The organism is Aeromicrobium duanguangcaii (assembly GCF_024508295.1).
Lineage (GTDB): Bacteria > Actinomycetota > Actinomycetes > Propionibacteriales > Nocardioidaceae > Aeromicrobium > Aeromicrobium duanguangcaii.
Genome location: NZ_CP101990.1, coordinates 665759 through 681103 on the forward strand (window position 1 = coordinate 665759; position 15345 = coordinate 681103).

Sequence of the window (15345 nt, forward strand, 5' to 3'; positions counted from 1 at the left end):
CAACGAAACTGCGAGTTACAGTTGACCGGCGAAAGATTCCAGATACTGTCGGTATCCGGAGGTGGGTATGACGTACTTCACAGAGAAGGTCGCCGTCGTCACGGGGGCAGGTTCGGGCATCGGTCGCGCACTCGCGCTGGAGCTGGTGGCCCGAGGGGCACGGGTCGCCATCTGCGACGTGGACTCGGCCGGCCTGGCCGAGACCGAGGGCCTGGTCCGGGCGGCCGGCGGCGAGGTGCGGGCGGACCATCTCGACGTCACCGAGCGTGAGCGCCTGCTGGCCTACGCCGCCGAGGTCGCCGAGCACTTCGGTGTGGTGCACCAGATCTACAACAATGCCGGCATCGCCTTCACCGGCGACATCGAGGCGACGGACTTCAAGCACCTCGAGCGCGTCATGGACGTCGACTACTGGGGCGTCGTCAACGGCACCAAGGCGTTCCTGCCCCACCTGATCGCCTCGGGGGACGGCCATGTCGTCAACATCTCGAGCGTCTTCGGCATCATCTCGGTGCCCACGCAGGGGGCGTACAACGCCGCGAAGTTCGCTGTCCGGGGGTTCACCGAGGCGCTGAGCCTGGAGATGGCCGCGCGCGGTCGGCCCGTGAAGGTGACGTGCGTGCACCCGGGCGGGATCAAGACCAACGTCGCGCGCAACGCCGGCCAGGTCGACGGGCTCGACCACGACGGACTGGCGACGACCTTCGACCGGATCGCCCGCACCAGCCCCGCGCGGGCCGCCGAGGTGATCCTCGACGGCGTCCAGAAGGGCAGAACGAGGGTGCTCATCGGCGCGGACGCGCGGGTGATCGACCTGGTCGCCCGGGTGGCCGGGCCGCACTACCAGCGCCTGGTGGGGCGCCTTGCAGGAAAGGCCGGACTGTGAGCCTGTTGACCGTGCGGAACAGCTGGAGCGGGCACAAGTTCCCCCATCCGCCCGGGCGTCGCCCCATCGCCTACGACGCGATGCGGTTGAACACCGACACTCCGGTCAAGAACGTCATGACGGTCGGGGGGTCCCTCGGTCCGATCTTCGAGGTGCGCGTCTTCAACCAGAAGTACGTGTTCGTCTCCGACGCCGCGCTGGCCGCCGAGTTGTGCGACGAGTCGCGCTTCTTCAAGGTCCTGGCGCCCGCGGTGGCGCAGTTGCGCGACTTCGTCGGCGACGGCTTGTTCACGGCGCTCGAGGGCGAGCAGAACTGGCACACGGCCCACGGCGTGCTCATGCCGGCCTTCTCGAAGGCTGCGATGCGCGGCTACCACGACACGATGCTCGAGACGGCAGCCGAGATGTTCGGGGTGTGGGACAGCCAGGGCGGGCCTATCGACGTGACCGCCGACATGACCCGGCTGACGCTCGAGACGATCAGCCGCTGCGCCTTCAGCCGCGACTTCGGATCGTTCACCTCCAGCGAGCGTCACCCGTTCGTCGACGCGATGGTGATGGCGCTCATGACGGGGATGCAGAAGGGTGCGCTCGACGCGGTGCCCGGGGGCGGCAGGATCGCGCGGCGCATCGACGAGCGGAACGCCGATCAGCGCGCGTATCTCGACGATCTCGTCGACACGATGGTGGGCGAGCGCCGCGACAACGGTGAGCGGCACGACGACCTGCTCGACCGGATGCTCTACGAGGCCCATCCCGAGACCGGTGTGAAGCTCGACGACCGCAACATCCGCGAGCAGATCCTCACGTTCCTGGTGGCGGGTCACGAGACGACGTCGGGTGCCTTGAGCTTCGCGCTGTACTACCTGTCGCGGAACCCTGAGATCCTCGCGAAGGCCCACGCCGAGGTCGACGACCTGCTGGGGCCGGACCCCGACACCGAGCCGACCTTCGAGCAGGTCCCGCGACTGCGCTACCTGCGGCGCTGCCTCGACGAGACCCTGCGGCTGTGGCCCACCGCCCCGGCGTTCGCACGGTCTCCGCGCGAGACGACGACCGTCGGAGCGGGAACCGGGCATGAGGTCGTGATGACGCCCGATGACTGGGCGATGATCATCCTGCCGATGACGCACCGCGATCCGAAGGCCTGGGGTCCGACGGCCGAGGAGTTCGATCCGGACCGGTTCCTGCCCGAGAACTCGCGCGGGCGGATGAAGAACATCTACAAGCCGTTCGGCACGGGGGAGCGGGCCTGCATCGGCCGCCAGTTCGCGATCCACGAGGCGCTCCTCGTGCTGGCTCGGCTGCTGCACCGCTACGACATCACCGGCGAGCCGGACTACGAGCTGGCGATCGAGGAGCGACTGACCATCGTGCCGCAGGGCTTCCGGCTGACTCTGACGCCGCGCACGCCCGCAGCACGCAGCGCGGAGGCGCCGACGGTCGACGAGGGGCCGGAGCAGGCGCCCTCCGGATGCCCGGTCGCCCACTGAGTCAGCGCCGTGTGTCAGCAGGCTCGGCATGGCGTCGGGAGAGGACTCACCCGAACTGCTCGGCGCCCTCGTACGACGTGTGGAAGGTCGAGCCGTCCGGGCGGGTGCACAGCATGTCGTTGTCCCAGTTGTGATCCTGCGACGTGACGTCGACGCACGTCGTCGCGTCACGGGGCTCGGCGACACCGTCCGGTTCTGAGCTCTCGGGCTCCGTCAGCGACGGCGGCTCGTCGACGTCGTGGGGGTCGAACGTGCTGCCGTCGATGATCCCCGTGCCGAAGCCCGCGAGCACGGTGACTGTGACCAGTGCCATCGCGCACCGCCGAAGCATCCTCACAGTTGGAGGATAGGTCCGACGATGACGGCGTCGGGCGGCTTTCGCCGAACCCGAGAAGGCTCCGGGCGCGGGCTCAGAGCGAGGACAGGACGCCGGCCGCACGGGCGACTTCGGCGTAGGCCTCGGCGAGTGACGCAACCGTCTCGTGCGCGTTGAGTCCGCTCGGGTTCGGCACGACCCACACCTCGGCTCCGGCGAGGTCCTCGGGCTGGCGTCCCGGGCGGGCGGCGCGGTGGCCGAACGCGGTGCGAAAGGACGTGATGCCCGCGACCGCGACGACGCGCGGCCGGTGCTCGGTGACGAGCTCGACCAAGCGGGCGCGACCCTCCACCAGCTCGGACGGGTCCAGCTCGTCGGCCCGGGCGGATGCTCGGGCGACGAGATTGGTGATTCCGACGCCGCGGTCACGCAGCTGCTCGGCCGCCAGGGCCGGGTCGTCGGTGTCGACCAGGCCGGCTCGAACGAGCGCCGGATAGAAGCGGTTGCCGCGCCGGGCGAAGTGCAGGCCCGTCGCGGCGCTGACGAGGCCGGGGTTGATCCCGACGAACAGCAACCGCAGGTCGTCGGGCATCAGGTCCGGGATCGTCCGTCCGGCGAAGGACTCCAGCTCGGCTCGACTCCAGCCCATGCGATCAGGCGTAGGAGACGCCGGTCGCGTGCAGCGGGCAGTACCCGAACGGGTTCTTGACGAGGTACTGCCGGCCACAATGGCGTTCACGCATACCTGAAGCATGACGCAATGTCGAAGATGCTGCCTTGGCTAGTTCTGCTCGGCGCCGCTGCGGCTGAGTTCGCCTCGAAGCGTTGCCTCGGCGGCGTCGCACGACTTCTTGCCCCAGATCAAGATGGGCGGGAAGACAATGCGCTCCTGCTCCCACCGATTGATGGTCTTCGTCGCTTCGAGATATGGCAAGCCCTGAAGATTGAAGAAGAAGGGTGAGAAGGACGAGCCCTTCCATAAGGTGTTCGCCCACGTGAGCCGTTCCCGGATCGCTACCTCGTCGAAGTCGGAGATGTCGAACGATGCCAGCACCCGTCGACCCCGTCGGGCGAACACGCGTTGTCCTTCCACGTCGTAACTGACGCGGCCGGCTCGCAGCGCCCAGTCGGCGGCGATGATCGTTCCCGCGGCAATGGGCCCGCACAGGCCGATGAGGAAGAGGACGAACCAGCCGAACTCGCCGAGAGAAGCCATGAGGACGAGCGCGATGATCGTCCCGACCATGCAGAGTTCGACGATGAACGGAACACCGCCCCACCACTGGCCACGCGCGAAGACGACGCGACGCGGGGCGGGAACTGTCACGGGGTCATGGTTGCACAAGCTCAGGCGTAGGAGACGCCGGTCGCGTGCAGCGGGCAGTACCCGAACGGGTTCTTGACGAGGTACTGCTGGTGCGCCTCCTCGGCGTAGTAGTACGCGTCGAGGGGGCGGATCTGCGTCGTGATCTGGCCGTAGCCGTGGGCGGTCATCTGCTGCTGGTAGGCCTCGCGGGACGCCTCGGCCTCGGCCTGCTGCTCGGGCGTCGTCGTCAGGATGATCGACCGGTAGTTCGAGCCGCGGTCGTTGCCCTGGCGCATGCCCTGCGTGGGGTCGTGGTTCTCCCAGAACACCCTCAGCAGGTCGGCGTAGCTGATGACCGAGGGATCGAAGATGACGCGCACGACCTCGGCGTGACCGGTGCGACCGGTGCACACCTCCTCGTACGTCGGGTTCGGCGTGACGCCGCCGGCGTAGCCGACGGAGGTGGACCAGACACCGGGCTGCTCCCAGAACGTCTTCTCCTCGCCCCAGAAGCAACCGAGGCCGAAGATGGCGATCCCGAAGCCCTCGGGGCCGTCGGTCTCGATCGGGTTGCCGGTGACCAGGTGTCGATCCCCGACCGAGAAGGGGCGGGTGTCGCGGCCCGGGAGCGCAGTCTCGGGCGTGGGAAGCGTCGTCTTGTCGAATCCGAATCGCATGCCAACGTCAACGCCGAGCGGTGTCGGCATGTTCCCATAGCCTTAGAGAGTGAGCAGCGAATCCCGGGGGGCCGGCCGGTACGAGATCCCCATCGGCGTGGAGATCGCTGCAGCGTGGGCCTGGCGCCTCGTGCTCCTCGGAGCCGCCGGCTACCTGCTCATCCGGGTGCTCGGCTACTTCTCCGAGGTCACCGTCCCGATCGCCATCGCCGCACTGCTCGCGGCTCTCACGGTCGGAGCGGTCGACTGGCTCGCCCGTCACGGGGTGCCCCGGCTCGCTGCGGCCCTGACGGTCGTCCTGGGGCTGCTGCTCACGGTGATCGGCCTGATCGGCGTGGTGGGACAGCAGTTGTCGACGCAGTTCGACGACCTGCGCGACAGCGTCATTCAGGGGATCGACCAGGTGCAGAACTGGGCGCGCACCGGGCCGCTCGATCTCTCCGACCGTCAGCTCGACAACTGGATCGACCGACTCGAGAAGGCGATCTCCAGCAGTGACTCCGCCATCTTCTCGCAAGCCACCGAAGTCGGCGTCCAGATCGGCCACTTCGTGGCTGGCTTCCTCGTCACGTTCTTCACCCTGTTCTTCTTCCTCTATGAGGGAGCTCGCATCTGGGGCTGGATCGTGCGGTTGTTCCCACGGGTCGCCCGTGAGCGCGTGGACTCCTCGGGCCACGCGGCGTGGGGGTCGCTCACCGCGTTCGTGCGCGCCACCGTCCTCGTCGCCCTGGCGGACGCCGTCGGCATCGCGGGCGTCGCCCTGATCCTGCAGGTTCCCCTCGCGGCGGCGATCGGCGTCCTGGTGTTCCTGGGTGCCTTCATCCCGATCATCGGTGCCACCCTCTCGGGCCTGGTGGCGGTTCTGGTGGCCCTCGTCGCCCAGGGTCCGGTCGCGGCGTTGGTGATGCTGGCGGGCGTCATCGCGGTGCAACAAATCGAGGCACACGTCCTGCAGCCCTTCCTGATGGGCCACATCGTCGCTCTCCATCCGCTCGCCATCCTGCTCGTGATCGCGACGGGGCTGGTCGCCGGCGGCATCGTCGGCGCCCTGCTCGCAGTGCCGCTCGCGGCCTGCGTCAACACGATCGTGCGGCACCTGGCGTCCGGTGATTCACCGGACACCGACGGGCTCCTGGGTGAGGAGTCGAGGGACCTCGGGGACCCACCTCCGGCCCCGGCCTAGGCTGGGCGGGTGGACCTGAACGATGCGCGCGCGGCGCGTGAGATCCTGCAGGGCGTCAGTGAAGTCACGCCCCTGCCGCACTCGCGGTGGCTGCACGAGCTGACCGGTCGCGACGTCCGGCTCAAGTGCGAGAACCTGCAGCGTGCCGGGTCGTTCAAGATCCGCGGCGCCTACACGCGCATCGCGCGGCTGTCCGACGAGGAGCGTGCCCGCGGCGTCGTCGCGGCCAGCGCCGGCAACCACGCGCAGGGGGTCGCGCTGGCGGCCGCCAAGCTGGGCGCCCGCGCCACGATCTTCATGCCGCACGGCGCCGCCCTGCCGAAGGTCCAGGCCACGCTCGGCTACGGCGCCGAGGTCCGGTTCCACGGGCTCGGCGTGACCGAGGCGCTCGTGGCCGCCGCCGAGTTCGCCGACGAGACCGGCGCGACGCTCATCCACCCCTTCGACCACCCCGACATCGTCGCGGGTCAGGCGACCGTGGGGCTCGAGATCATCGAGCAGCTCCCGGAGGTCTCGACGATCCTCGTCCCCCTGGGCGGCGGGGGCCTGGCGGCGGGCATCGCCCTGCTCAAGTCCGAGCGCCCCGACATCACCGTCGTGGGCGTGCAGGCCGAGGCTGCGGCGGCCTACCCGGGATCGCTCGCCGAGGGGATCCCTGTCGAGGCCGATCTGGGCTCGACGATGGCCGACGGCATCGCGGTGTCGCGTCCGGGCGCGGTGCCGTTCGATCTGATCCGCCAGCACCTGGACGAGGTCGTCACCGTCTCCGAGGAGTCGATGAGCCAGGCGCTGATCGGGCTGCTGGAGCGCGCCAAGCTGCTGGTCGAGCCGGCGGGCGCGGTCGGGGTGGCGGCGCTGCTGGAGTACCCCGATCGCTTCGAGGGCCCCGTGGTGCCGGTGCTGTCGGGTGGCAACATCGACGCGTTGCTCCTGCTCGAGGTGATCCGGCACGGCCTGGCGTCCGGCGGCCGGTTCCTGATGTTCCGCGTGCGGATCTCGGACCGCCCCGGCGAGCTCATGCGGCTGCTGACCGAGCTGGCCCAGATGGACGTGAACATCCTCAACGTCAACCACGATCGCGGCTCGGAGGCCCTGGGCGTGCGCGAGGTCGAGGTGGCGCTGCAGGTCGCGACCCGCGGCAACGACCATCGCGAGGAGGTCTGGCGTCGCCTGACCGAGCTGGGCTACGACCCAAGCTGAGCCCTGACGGTTTACCACGGGACCGTGGTAAACCAGCGCCTCCCCGGGGAAACTTCCCCGGGGAGGCGACGGAACACCATGGGACCGTGGTAAACCGACGGCCCCGACGGATCAGAAGGGCGTGGCCTCGACGATCTCGACGGTGATGGACTTGCCGTTGGGGGCCTCGTAGGAGACCGTCGCCCCGGCGAACTTGCCCATGATGGCGGCGCCGAGCGGCGAGGTGGGGGAGTAGATGTCCAGATCGACGCTGGAGTCCATGCTCAGCAGCTCGCGCGATCCCAGCAGGAACGTCTCGGTGTCACTGTCGCCCTGGAAGCGGATCGTGACCTTCATGCCCGCCTCGACCTTGCCGTCGTCGGCCGGCGCATCGCCGACCTCGGCACGACGCAGTCGGTCCTCGAGCTGACGGATCTGCGCGTCGGTCTTGCCCTGCTCCTCGCGAGCGGCGTGGTACCCGCCGTTCTCGCGCAGGTCGCCCTCCTCGCGGGCATTGGCGATCTTCTGCGTGATGTCGGGAAGAACCTCGTTCTTGAGGCGGTTGAGCTCGGCGACGAGTCGGTCGTAGGCCTCCTGGGTCACCCAGATGGTCTCGGTCTCGGTCGACATGGCTGTTCTCCTCACTACGTACGACACCCCGGGACCTCCCGGGGTGAAACGTTGAGTCTACAGCATCAGCCCTCTTCGCAGGAGTCCAAAACCGCAGTCACCGCACGACGCTCGGTGCGGATCTCCGAGACGATGCGCACGGGGCTCTGGGACGAGGCGGGGACCTCGATGTTCCTCTCGCCGACGACGTGCTTGTCGTGGGCCTGCGCGAACACGCGGCAGGTGAGCGCGACGGGCTCGTCGCGGAAGATCTCCAGGTCGACCTTCGTGCGCTGGTCGTCGATGACCTCGAAGGAGTGCACCCGTGCTTGGAACGGCGGCACGTTGGTCCACGACGCCCACGCGGCCCAGGCGATGCCCGCCGTGATGCCGAGGGCGGCGACGAGGGGCCACAACCACCGCGGGGTGGTGCGGCGATGGCGTCCGTAGCGCGCGTCGAGATCGGTCACGCCTCCCAGTGTCTCAGGGGCGTGAAACACTGGGGCACGTGGTCGAGAACGAGGCAGACACCAAACTGCGCCTGATGCATGTGCACGCCCATCCTGACGACGAGTCGAGCAAGGGTGCGGCGTCCACCGCCAAGTACGTGGCCGAGGGGGTCGACGTGCACGTCGTCACCTGCACCGGCGGCGAGCGGGGGTCGATCCTGAACCCCGCGTTCGAGCACCCGGGGATCCTCGAGAACCCCGAGCTCATCGCCGAGATCCGCCGCGAGGAGATGGACAAGGCCCGCGAGATCCTCGGCGTCAGCCAGGACTGGCTCGGGTTCGTCGACTCGGGCTGGCCCGAGGGCAACCCCAAGCCGCCGCTGCCCGAGGGCTGCTTCGCCCTCGTGCCGATCGAGGAGGCCGCCGCGCCGCTGGTCCGCCTGATCCGCTCCTTCCGTCCGCACGTCCTGACGACGTACGACGAGAACGGCGGCTACCCGCACCCCGATCACGTCAAGTGCCACGAGGTCAGCGTGTACGCCTTCGAGGCCGCGGCCGATCCCGAGCGCTACCCCGAGCTGGGCGAGCCGTGGCAGGTCAAGAAGCTCTACTACCACCACGGCTGGTCGCGGGCGCGCATCGAGGCGATCAACGCGGCGATGGAGCGGCACGGTCTGGAGTCGCCCTACAAGGACTGGCTCGAGAGCCGCGAGATCGACCCCGAGCACGAGAAGCGCATGACCACCCGCGTGCCCTGCGCCGAGTACTTCGAGGTGCGCGACCGTGCCCTGATCGCGCACGCGACCCAGATCGACCCCAACGGGTTCTGGTTCGCGGTGCCGCACCAGGTCCAGGAAGAGGCGTGGCCCACCGAGGACTGGGAGCTGGTGAAGTCCTTCGTCGACACCGAGCTGCCCGAGGACGACCTCTTCGCCGGCCTGCGCTGAGTCCTTCGGGGCTCAGCCCAGCCGGGCTCGCACCGAGCGCGCCCAGCCGCGGACCGGCGAGACCACGTGGTCGACCCGGCCGTGGGCCAGGGCGGCGCGCGCGGCGTTCATGCCGGGCGCTCCGTGCACGCCTCCGCCCGGATGGGCCGAGGCCGACCCGAGGAAGAGGCCGGGGATCGGCGTCTCGGCGCGACCCAGGCCCGGGATCGGGCGGAAGAACAGCTGCTGGTCGATCGCGGCGGTGCCGCCGTTGATGGCGCCGCCGATCAGGTTGGCATTCCGGGCCTGCAGCTCGCGCGGGCCCATCACCCGGCGCGTCATGATCCTCGAGCCGAAGCCCGGCGCGAGGCGCTCGATCCGATCCTGCATGCGGTCGGCGAAGCGCTCGGCGTCGTCGCGGTCCCACGTGCCGCGGATCGTCCCGTCGCCGGCGTCGGCGACCGTCTGCTGCGGGACGTGGGTGTAGGCCCACACCGACTCGGTGCCCGCCGGCGACCGGGTGGGGTCGGTCGTGGTCATCTGCCCGGCCAGCAGGAACGGCGAGGCCGGCACGTAGCCGTCGTGCACCTGCTGCAGGGCCTGGTTCATCTCGTGGCGGGAGTCGGCGACGTGGAACGTGCCGGGGGCGTACGGAGGCGGTGAGGCCCAGGGGATCGGTCCGTCGAGCGCCCAGTCGACCTTGACGGTGCCGGGGTCGAGGCGGAAGTGCTGCATCCGCTGGTGCACCTTGGCCGGGACGTCGGTGGGGTCCAGCAGGTCCCCGTAGAGGGCCGACGCCACCACGTCGGCCACGACCGCGCGGCGTGCCTCGTAGGGCGTGCCGTCGGCGGTGCGGACGCCGCTCGCGCGCCCGCCCGACACGTCGATGTGCGCGACTCGGCTGGAGGTCTCGATTCGTCCGCCGCGCGCCTCGAACCGCGCGGCGAGAGCCTCGGCGAACTTGCCGGCGCCGCCCTCGGGCACGGGGAAGCCCACGGTCTGGCCCATCATCGTCATCATCAGGCCCATCAGCCCGGAGCCGGGGGAGTCCAGCGGGATGTCGGCATGCCCGGCGTTGCCGGCCAGCAGGATCCCCGGCGCCTGGCCGCCGAACCTCGTGTCGGCCATCTGGACGACGGGACTCAGCAGCATCTTGACGAAGTCGAGCCCGCCCGCCTTCGGCAGGTGGCGCAGCAGGGAGAGGCCGCCGCGCACCGGCGGGAACGGGGTCAGCAAGCCGGTGATAAGGGCATCGCCGATCTCGTCCCAGGTGCGGCACAGTTCGAGCCAAGCCTCGCCGTCGCCCGCGTGCTGGCGATCCATCAGCGCAGCGGTGATCTCACGGTCGCGGTGCTGCAGGGCCCACTGGCCGTCGGCGAACGGGTGGCCCAGGACGGCCGGCGCATGGCGCCACACCAGTCCGTACTCCTCGAGGCGGAGGTCCTGGATGGTGCGGGAAGCGGCCGCCAAGGGATAGAACGTGCTGAACGTGTCGTGGACGAACCCGGGGTGCACGTCGGTGTCGCTGTGCACCGCTCCGCCCACGGTGGGCTGCTCCTCCAGGAGGAGGACCGACCAGCCGGCGTCGACGAGGTGGTTCGCCGCCACGAGTCCGTTCGGTCCGGCACCGATCACGATGGCGTCGAACGTGCGACCGGCCGGTGCGCTCACGGGGTGGGCGCCTCGCGGCGTTCGGCGATGAACGCGAGCCGGCGCAGCGTCTCGGTGTTGCGCCAGTGCAGCGACGGCTCCCGCAGCGGGCCCGGCATCAGAACGGCGGGGCCGCTCACCGGCTCCTCCTCGATCGTCACGTTGGTCCCCGCGCCCTGCGGGGACAGCGTGAGGGTGACCTCGGCCGCCCCGGCCGGCCACGCGCGGGCGTGCAGCTTCAGCAGCCGCCCGGGCTCGACCTCCAGGACCGAGGTGTCGTCGTCGATCAGAGCCGGCCACACGCCCACCGAGTGGTGCAGCCTGGCGCCGACCTCGGGCCACGTGGCGTCGACGTCGCGCATCCGCGAGGCACCGACGACCCACAGCGGGTACAGCCAGCCGTCGGCCAGGACGTCCCAGACTCGCTCGGGCGTGGTCTCGATGAGGCGGGTGTTGGTGCTCATGTCCGCGAGGGTACCCATCGACCCGGCCGTCACACCGCCCGCGACGTCTGGAGTTTCAGCCGATCGCCTAGTCTCGATGGGTAGGCAGCCGAACGACAGTGAAGGATGAGGCGCATGTGCTCTCCGGTGACGTGCAAGCAGTGCGGCAAGACGACGTGGCGCGGGTGCGGTGAGCACATCGACCAGGTCAAGGCCGCTGTCCCGGCCGACCAGTGGTGCGGACACGAGCAGGACTAGGCTGTGCCTGTGAACATGCTGGATCTCGCGGTGCTCGCCACCCAGGAGATCGACCCCAAGGGCAACCAGTCGATCGGCTGGCTCCCCGGCCTGTACGTGCTCGGCCTGTGCATCATCGTCGGCCTGTTGCTGTGGTCGTTCACCAAGATGGCCAAGAAGGCCCGCCAGCCGTGGGAGGGCGAGGACGAGACTCCCCGCAAGCCCGAGGACGACTCCACTTCCTGACCCCGCCGTGACGGTTTTGCGCACCCCGCGGCTGACGCTGCGGCACTGGAGCCGAACCGATCGCGAGCCGTTTGCCGCGTTGAACGCGGATCCGGCGGTCATGGAGTACTTCCCGGCACCGCTCGACGCGGTCCAGAGCGATGCTCTCGCCGACCGGATCTCCGCCCGTCTCGATGAGCACGGCTGGGGTCTGTGGGCCGTCGAGACCCCGGACGGCCGGTTCGCCGGCTTCACCGGTCTGAACCCCGTGCCACCGGCGATCGCCGAGCTGGTGCGCGGTGAGCCGACGATGGAGGTCGGCTGGCGACTGGCCCCATGGGCCTGGGGCCACGGCTACGCCACCGAGGCCGCGACTGCCGCGCTGCGTCACGGGTTCGGCGTCCTCGACCTGGACGAGATCGTCTCCTTCACCGCGGCGACCAACCTGCGTTCCCGCGCCGTGATGGAGCGACTGGGGATGACGCGCGATCCCGCCGACGACTTCGACCACCCCGCCCTGGCGCCGGACAGTCCGCTGCGCCCACACGTCCTCTATCGCCTCTCGCGCGGGGGAGAGCCGTCCTGAGGGCCGGGCCGCTCGGGTGGCTCGACTATGGTCTTCGGGTGCCTTCCGACCTCGCCTCCGGTGGTCGGGATCGGCGTCCCCTGCCTGACCGATCGCGCGTCGCGATCGTCGGCTTCGCCGTCCTCGCGGTGTTGTTGCAGTTGCCCTTCATCGGGGCGCCTCCCGGACGCGACGAGGCGGGCTACCTCATGGTCGGCGCGGGCTGGGGCCACGGCGACGATCTCTACGGCAGGTACTGGGTCGACCGACCGCCCTTGCTGGTGTGGATCTTCGAGGCCGCCGGCGACCTGACGACGCTGCGGTTGATCGGCTGTGCCGCCGCCGCGGCAGTCGTGGTGCTGGTGGGCGTGACCGCCCGCGTCGCAGCCGGCCCTCGAGCGGGTGTCTGGGCCGCCGCCGCGGCCGCACTCCTCGCCTCGCAGCCGTGGCTGGGGACCGCGCGCGTCAACGGCGAGATCCTCGCCGCCCCGTTCTCCGCTGCAGCGCTGCTCGCGACCGTCCTCATCGTCCGCCGTGGCGGGGGCTGGAAGGCGGCCGTCGTCGCCGGATCCGCGGCCACCCTCGCGGTCCTGGTCAAGCAGTCCACCGTGGACGCGGCGGTCTTCGTGGTCGTGGCGCTCGTCATGATCGCGTGGCGCGGGCGCCGGTCCCGCCGTCAGCTGCTGGCGCTCGCCGCCGGGGTCGTCGGGGGAGTGGCGGTCACGCTGACGGCCGCCGTGGCGCTCGCGGCCGCCCGTGGCGCCGGTCCGGTCGAGCTGTTCGACGCCGTCGTGACCTTCCGGCTCGAGGCCGGTGAGACGATCCGCGCGTCCGCCTCGGGTGCCACGACGGAGCGCCTGCTCGCGATGGTCTCGACGTGGCTCGTCAGCGGTCTGGCCATGTTGACGGCCGCCGTCCTGGTCCTGGCGGCCCGCCGCCGCGACCCCGTCGTCTGGGCGACGAGCGCCGCGCTCCTCGCCGCCACGGCGTTCGCCCTGATGGGCGGCAGCTACTGGGCGCACTACCTGATCGCGCTGATCCCCACCGCCGCGCTAGGTGCCGGCCTGGTCGCCGCTCAGGTGCCCCGACGATGGGCTCGCAACGGTGCCGTCTTCCTCGTCGCCGCGACGATCGTGACGGTGGTCCACACGGTGACCGACTCCGGCCAGGACGGCCGCGAGCAGCAGGCGGTCGGGCGCGCCATCGAGAAGGCCGCCGAGCCCGGTGACACCGCCGTCGTCACCTACGGCCAGCCGAACGTCCTGTTCAACGCGGGCCTCGAGAGCCCGTACCCGTACCTCTGGAGCCTGCCCGTGCGCGCCCTCGATCCCGATCTCGACCGTTTGAGCGACACGCTGGAGGGCGAGGACGCCCCCACCTGGATCGTCGACTGGAGCGGTTTCGACGACTGGGGCGTCGATGCGGACCGGCTCATCGACGTCGTGGCGCAGCGATACCGTGTGATCGGCCAGGTGTGCGGCCGCGATGTCTGGTTGGACCGCCGCGTCGACCGTCCGGTCCCCCACGGAGGAGGTTGCCGGTGACGACCGAGGAGTCCACCGATGCGACCGAGCCCCGCTCGAGGGCGGTGCGCTGGCGCCCGCTCGCCATTGCGGTCTATGCGGTGGCCCTCGTGGCGTGGATCGTGGTCGTCGGCGTGCCGACCGACCCGTTCCAGATGTTCGCGTGGATGTGGCTGGCCGTCATCGCGTGGCGGTGGGGCGTGCCCGCCCGGGCCCACCTCGACTTCGTCAAGGACTGGTGGCCGGCCTTCGCCGTGCTCGTGGTCTATCTCTACAGTCGCGGGCTGAGCGACGAGCTGATCGGCACCGTGCACTGGACGATGCCGATTCACGTGGACCGCTGGCTGACGGGCGGCAACGACCTGCCCACGGCCTACCTGCAGGACGCCCTGTGCGGCGACCCGTGCGTCCGCGCGACCCCGCCGCGTTGGTACGACGTTCTCCTCACCACGGTCTACTACACCCACTTCGTCGTCGCGCTCACGCTGGCCCTCGTGCTGTGGGTGCGGAACAGGGTCGACTGGGCGGCGTGGCTGAGCCGCTACCTCGTGATGAACGTGGCGGGCCTGATCGTCTACGTGCTCTACCCGATGGCGCCGCCGTGGCTGGCGTCGAAGGAGGGCTACATCGCCGAGAGCCTGCCCCGGTTGACCGGCCGTGGCTGGTCCGACCTCGGGCTGGGCGGCTTCCACGTCATCCTGGCCAAGGTGGGCAATCCCGTGGCCGCGATGCCCTCGCTGCACGGCGGCATCGCGATGCTCGTGGCGCTGTGGACCATCCGCCGGCTGACCAGCCCGTGGCGCTGGACGGCGCTGCTCTACCCGCTCGTCATGGCGTTCGCGCTGGTCTACTACGCCGAGCACTACGTCATCGACATCATCGCCGGGTGGGCCCTCGCGGGGCTCGTGATGTTCGTCGTCGGCTGGTGGGAGCGCCGACGCGGCGTGCCGATCTGATCCTTGCGACGTCCGTCGGACCGTTCAGTCAGTGAGCGGACGTGCCGCGCCCGAGCTTGAAGTAGCCGAGCGGCAGCAGACCGACGGAGTTGACGAGCACGAGCGCGGCGGCCCAGACGCGCTTGGAACCGTGGACCTGCGCGGCTGGCCTGCGGGCCAGGTCGACCAGAGCCGCCACCTTCAGCGCAGTGTCGACCGTGCCTGCAGCGATGATCACCTTCCGGCTCGTGGGACTGAGATCGCGCCAGCGGTTCATGGTCATGCAGGCATCGTAAGCGGGGCCGGGTTGACGACCGCCGGGTGAAGTCGCTGTTCTCATCGACCGTCCGCGTGGTGTGATTGCCGGCGTGCGCCGTGGGAGCGTCCAGGGAGGAGGGCCTGATGGTGAAGAGAGACCTCGCATCTGAGTTCAGCACGCTGCGCGACCTGCTGGTGGGGGTCCGACGTGGCGATGACCACGGCCCGATCCTCACGATCGAGGACATACTCCTCGTGTCCGAGTCGGCCGACGTCATTGAGGGACGCATCCTCTATGCCGACGACCGCGCCCCCGGACACCCCACGCGGACATCGGACTTCGACTACGAGGCGGAGCAACTCGCGGTGGACGGACCCGAAGCCGCGGCGGACCTGTTGTTGGTCAATCTCGAGGAAGACGTTCTCGCGGCAGACTGAGGGGTGGTGGCTCGCAGAAGGCGAGGCTTCGCGGCCGCCGGTAGCGT

Annotated in this window: 20 protein-coding genes; 11 read left to right on the forward strand and 9 right to left on the reverse strand. The window is 70.0% G+C overall.

Going from position 1 to position 15345, the window contains the following annotated elements; all coding sequences use genetic code 11:
• The first annotated feature begins 67 nt into the window (after positions 1 to 67).
• Both NP095_RS03335 and NP095_RS03340 read left to right on the forward strand, forming a co-directional pair.
• Entirely contained in the window at positions 68 to 886 is an 819-nt protein-coding gene (locus NP095_RS03335; RefSeq protein ID WP_232417382.1) for an SDR family NAD(P)-dependent oxidoreductase, read from the forward strand.
• Complete coding sequence (locus NP095_RS03340) at positions 883 to 2379, forward strand: cytochrome P450 (protein WP_232417381.1); 1497 nt, start codon at positions 883 to 885, stop codon at positions 2377 to 2379. Before NP095_RS03335 ends, NP095_RS03340 begins: the two co-directional genes overlap by 4 nt.
• A gap of 46 nt (positions 2380 to 2425) precedes the next feature.
• Here NP095_RS03340 and NP095_RS03345 read toward each other — a convergent pair whose 3' ends face one another.
• From NP095_RS03345 to msrA, 4 genes are all read right to left on the reverse strand, one after another.
• On the reverse strand, positions 2426 to 2692 hold the full coding sequence (locus NP095_RS03345; RefSeq protein WP_256766115.1) for a hypothetical protein: 267 nt from the start codon (positions 2690 to 2692) through the stop codon (positions 2426 to 2428).
• 97 nt (positions 2693 to 2789) lie between these two features.
• Entirely contained in the window at positions 2790 to 3344 is a 555-nt protein-coding gene (locus NP095_RS03350; protein WP_232417379.1) for a mismatch-specific DNA-glycosylase, read from the reverse strand.
• A gap of 132 nt (positions 3345 to 3476) precedes the next feature.
• Complete coding sequence (locus tag NP095_RS03355) at positions 3477 to 4022, reverse strand: hypothetical protein (protein ID WP_232417378.1); 546 nt, start codon at positions 4020 to 4022, stop codon at positions 3477 to 3479.
• Positions 4023 to 4042: 20 nt separating this feature from the next.
• Entirely contained in the window at positions 4043 to 4678 is a 636-nt protein-coding gene (gene msrA / locus NP095_RS03360; RefSeq protein ID WP_232417377.1) for a peptide-methionine (S)-S-oxide reductase MsrA, read from the reverse strand.
• Between the two features lie 49 nt (positions 4679 to 4727).
• Between msrA and NP095_RS03365 the strand changes: the two genes are divergently transcribed.
• Together NP095_RS03365 and ilvA are read left to right on the forward strand one after the other, a co-directional pair.
• Positions 4728 to 5861: an AI-2E family transporter gene (locus NP095_RS03365; RefSeq protein ID WP_232417376.1), complete on the forward strand. Its 1134-nt coding sequence runs from the start codon at positions 4728 to 4730 to the stop codon at positions 5859 to 5861.
• Between the two features lie 9 nt (positions 5862 to 5870).
• The gene (gene ilvA, locus NP095_RS03370) at positions 5871 to 7061 is read left to right on the forward strand and encodes a threonine ammonia-lyase (RefSeq protein ID WP_232417375.1); all 1191 of its coding nucleotides are present in this window, start codon (positions 5871 to 5873) and stop codon (positions 7059 to 7061) included.
• 111 nt (positions 7062 to 7172) lie between these two features.
• Here ilvA and greA read toward each other — a convergent pair whose 3' ends face one another.
• On the reverse strand, positions 7173 to 7670 hold the full coding sequence (greA, locus tag NP095_RS03375) for a transcription elongation factor GreA (protein WP_232417374.1): 498 nt from the start codon (positions 7668 to 7670) through the stop codon (positions 7173 to 7175).
• A 65-nt stretch (positions 7671 to 7735) separates the two neighbouring features.
• Positions 7736 to 8119 (reverse strand): DUF4307 domain-containing protein, encoded by a 384-nt coding sequence (locus tag NP095_RS03380; protein WP_232417373.1) that lies wholly within the window; start codon positions 8117 to 8119, stop codon positions 7736 to 7738.
• A gap of 74 nt (positions 8120 to 8193) precedes the next feature.
• On the opposite strand from NP095_RS03380, the gene mca reads away from it, so the two are divergent.
• A complete protein-coding gene (mca, locus tag NP095_RS03385) occupies positions 8194 to 9045 on the forward strand; it encodes a mycothiol conjugate amidase Mca (protein ID WP_232417372.1) in 852 nt (283 codons plus the stop codon).
• Positions 9046 to 9057: 12 nt separating this feature from the next.
• Here the strand turns inward: mca and NP095_RS03390 are convergent, their stop codons facing one another.
• Positions 9058 to 10695: a phytoene desaturase family protein gene (locus NP095_RS03390; protein WP_232417371.1), complete on the reverse strand. Its 1638-nt coding sequence runs from the start codon at positions 10693 to 10695 to the stop codon at positions 9058 to 9060.
• A complete protein-coding gene (locus NP095_RS03395; RefSeq protein WP_232417370.1) occupies positions 10692 to 11138 on the reverse strand; it encodes an SRPBCC family protein in 447 nt (148 codons plus the stop codon). Before NP095_RS03395 ends, NP095_RS03390 begins: the two co-directional genes overlap by 4 nt.
• A gap of 114 nt (positions 11139 to 11252) precedes the next feature.
• Here NP095_RS03395 and NP095_RS03400 point away from each other — a divergent pair, with 114 nt between their 5' ends.
• Genes NP095_RS03400 through NP095_RS03420 form a run of 5 tightly spaced genes read left to right on the forward strand, consistent with a single transcriptional unit; the run spans position 11253 to position 14623 of the window.
• Positions 11253 to 11375 (forward strand): hypothetical protein, encoded by a 123-nt coding sequence (locus tag NP095_RS03400; protein WP_255668758.1) that lies wholly within the window; start codon positions 11253 to 11255, stop codon positions 11373 to 11375.
• 9 nt (positions 11376 to 11384) lie between these two features.
• Positions 11385 to 11600 carry a hypothetical protein gene (locus NP095_RS03405; protein ID WP_232417369.1) on the forward strand — a complete coding sequence of 72 codons (216 nt, stop codon included), beginning with the start codon at positions 11385 to 11387 and terminating at the stop codon, positions 11598 to 11600.
• A 7-nt stretch (positions 11601 to 11607) separates the two neighbouring features.
• Positions 11608 to 12165: a GNAT family N-acetyltransferase gene (locus tag NP095_RS03410; protein ID WP_232417368.1), complete on the forward strand. Its 558-nt coding sequence runs from the start codon at positions 11608 to 11610 to the stop codon at positions 12163 to 12165.
• Between the two features lie 38 nt (positions 12166 to 12203).
• Complete coding sequence (locus NP095_RS03415; protein ID WP_232417367.1) at positions 12204 to 13688, forward strand: hypothetical protein; 1485 nt, start codon at positions 12204 to 12206, stop codon at positions 13686 to 13688.
• Positions 13685 to 14623, forward strand: coding sequence for a phosphatase PAP2 family protein (locus NP095_RS03420; RefSeq protein WP_232417366.1), 939 nt, complete (start codon positions 13685 to 13687; stop codon positions 14621 to 14623). The genes NP095_RS03415 and NP095_RS03420 overlap by 4 nt, the downstream gene beginning before the upstream one ends.
• Before the next feature lie 28 nt (positions 14624 to 14651).
• Here the strand turns inward: NP095_RS03420 and NP095_RS03425 are convergent, their stop codons facing one another.
• Complete coding sequence (locus tag NP095_RS03425) at positions 14652 to 14885, reverse strand: hypothetical protein (protein WP_232417365.1); 234 nt, start codon at positions 14883 to 14885, stop codon at positions 14652 to 14654.
• Between the two features lie 119 nt (positions 14886 to 15004).
• On the opposite strand from NP095_RS03425, the gene NP095_RS03430 reads away from it, so the two are divergent.
• Positions 15005 to 15298 (forward strand): hypothetical protein, encoded by a 294-nt coding sequence (locus NP095_RS03430; protein WP_232417364.1) that lies wholly within the window; start codon positions 15005 to 15007, stop codon positions 15296 to 15298.
• The last annotated feature ends 47 nt before the right edge of the window (positions 15299 to 15345 follow it).

Bases quoted from the DNA above. Each gene is read 5' to 3' on its own strand.
- NP095_RS03335 (WP_232417382.1), top strand. From the start codon at position 68: ATGACGTACTTCACAGAGAAGGTCGCCGTCGTCACGGGGGCAGGTTCG.
- NP095_RS03345 (WP_256766115.1), bottom strand. From the start codon at position 2,692: ATGGCACTGGTCACAGTCACCGTGCTCGCGGGCTTCGGCACGGGGATC.
- NP095_RS03350 (WP_232417379.1), bottom strand. From the start codon at position 3,344: ATGGGCTGGAGTCGAGCCGAGCTGGAGTCCTTCGCCGGACGGACGATC.
- msrA (WP_232417377.1), bottom strand. From the start codon at position 4,678: ATGCGATTCGGATTCGACAAGACGACGCTTCCCACGCCCGAGACTGCG.
- greA (WP_232417374.1), bottom strand. From the start codon at position 7,670: ATGTCGACCGAGACCGAGACCATCTGGGTGACCCAGGAGGCCTACGAC.
- mca (WP_232417372.1), top strand. From the start codon at position 8,194: ATGCATGTGCACGCCCATCCTGACGACGAGTCGAGCAAGGGTGCGGCG.
- NP095_RS03395 (WP_232417370.1), bottom strand. From the start codon at position 11,138: ATGAGCACCAACACCCGCCTCATCGAGACCACGCCCGAGCGAGTCTGG.
- NP095_RS03400 (WP_255668758.1), top strand. From the start codon at position 11,253: ATGTGCTCTCCGGTGACGTGCAAGCAGTGCGGCAAGACGACGTGGCGC.
- NP095_RS03425 (WP_232417365.1), bottom strand. From the start codon at position 14,885: ATGACCATGAACCGCTGGCGCGATCTCAGTCCCACGAGCCGGAAGGTG.
- NP095_RS03430 (WP_232417364.1), top strand. From the start codon at position 15,005: ATGGTGAAGAGAGACCTCGCATCTGAGTTCAGCACGCTGCGCGACCTG.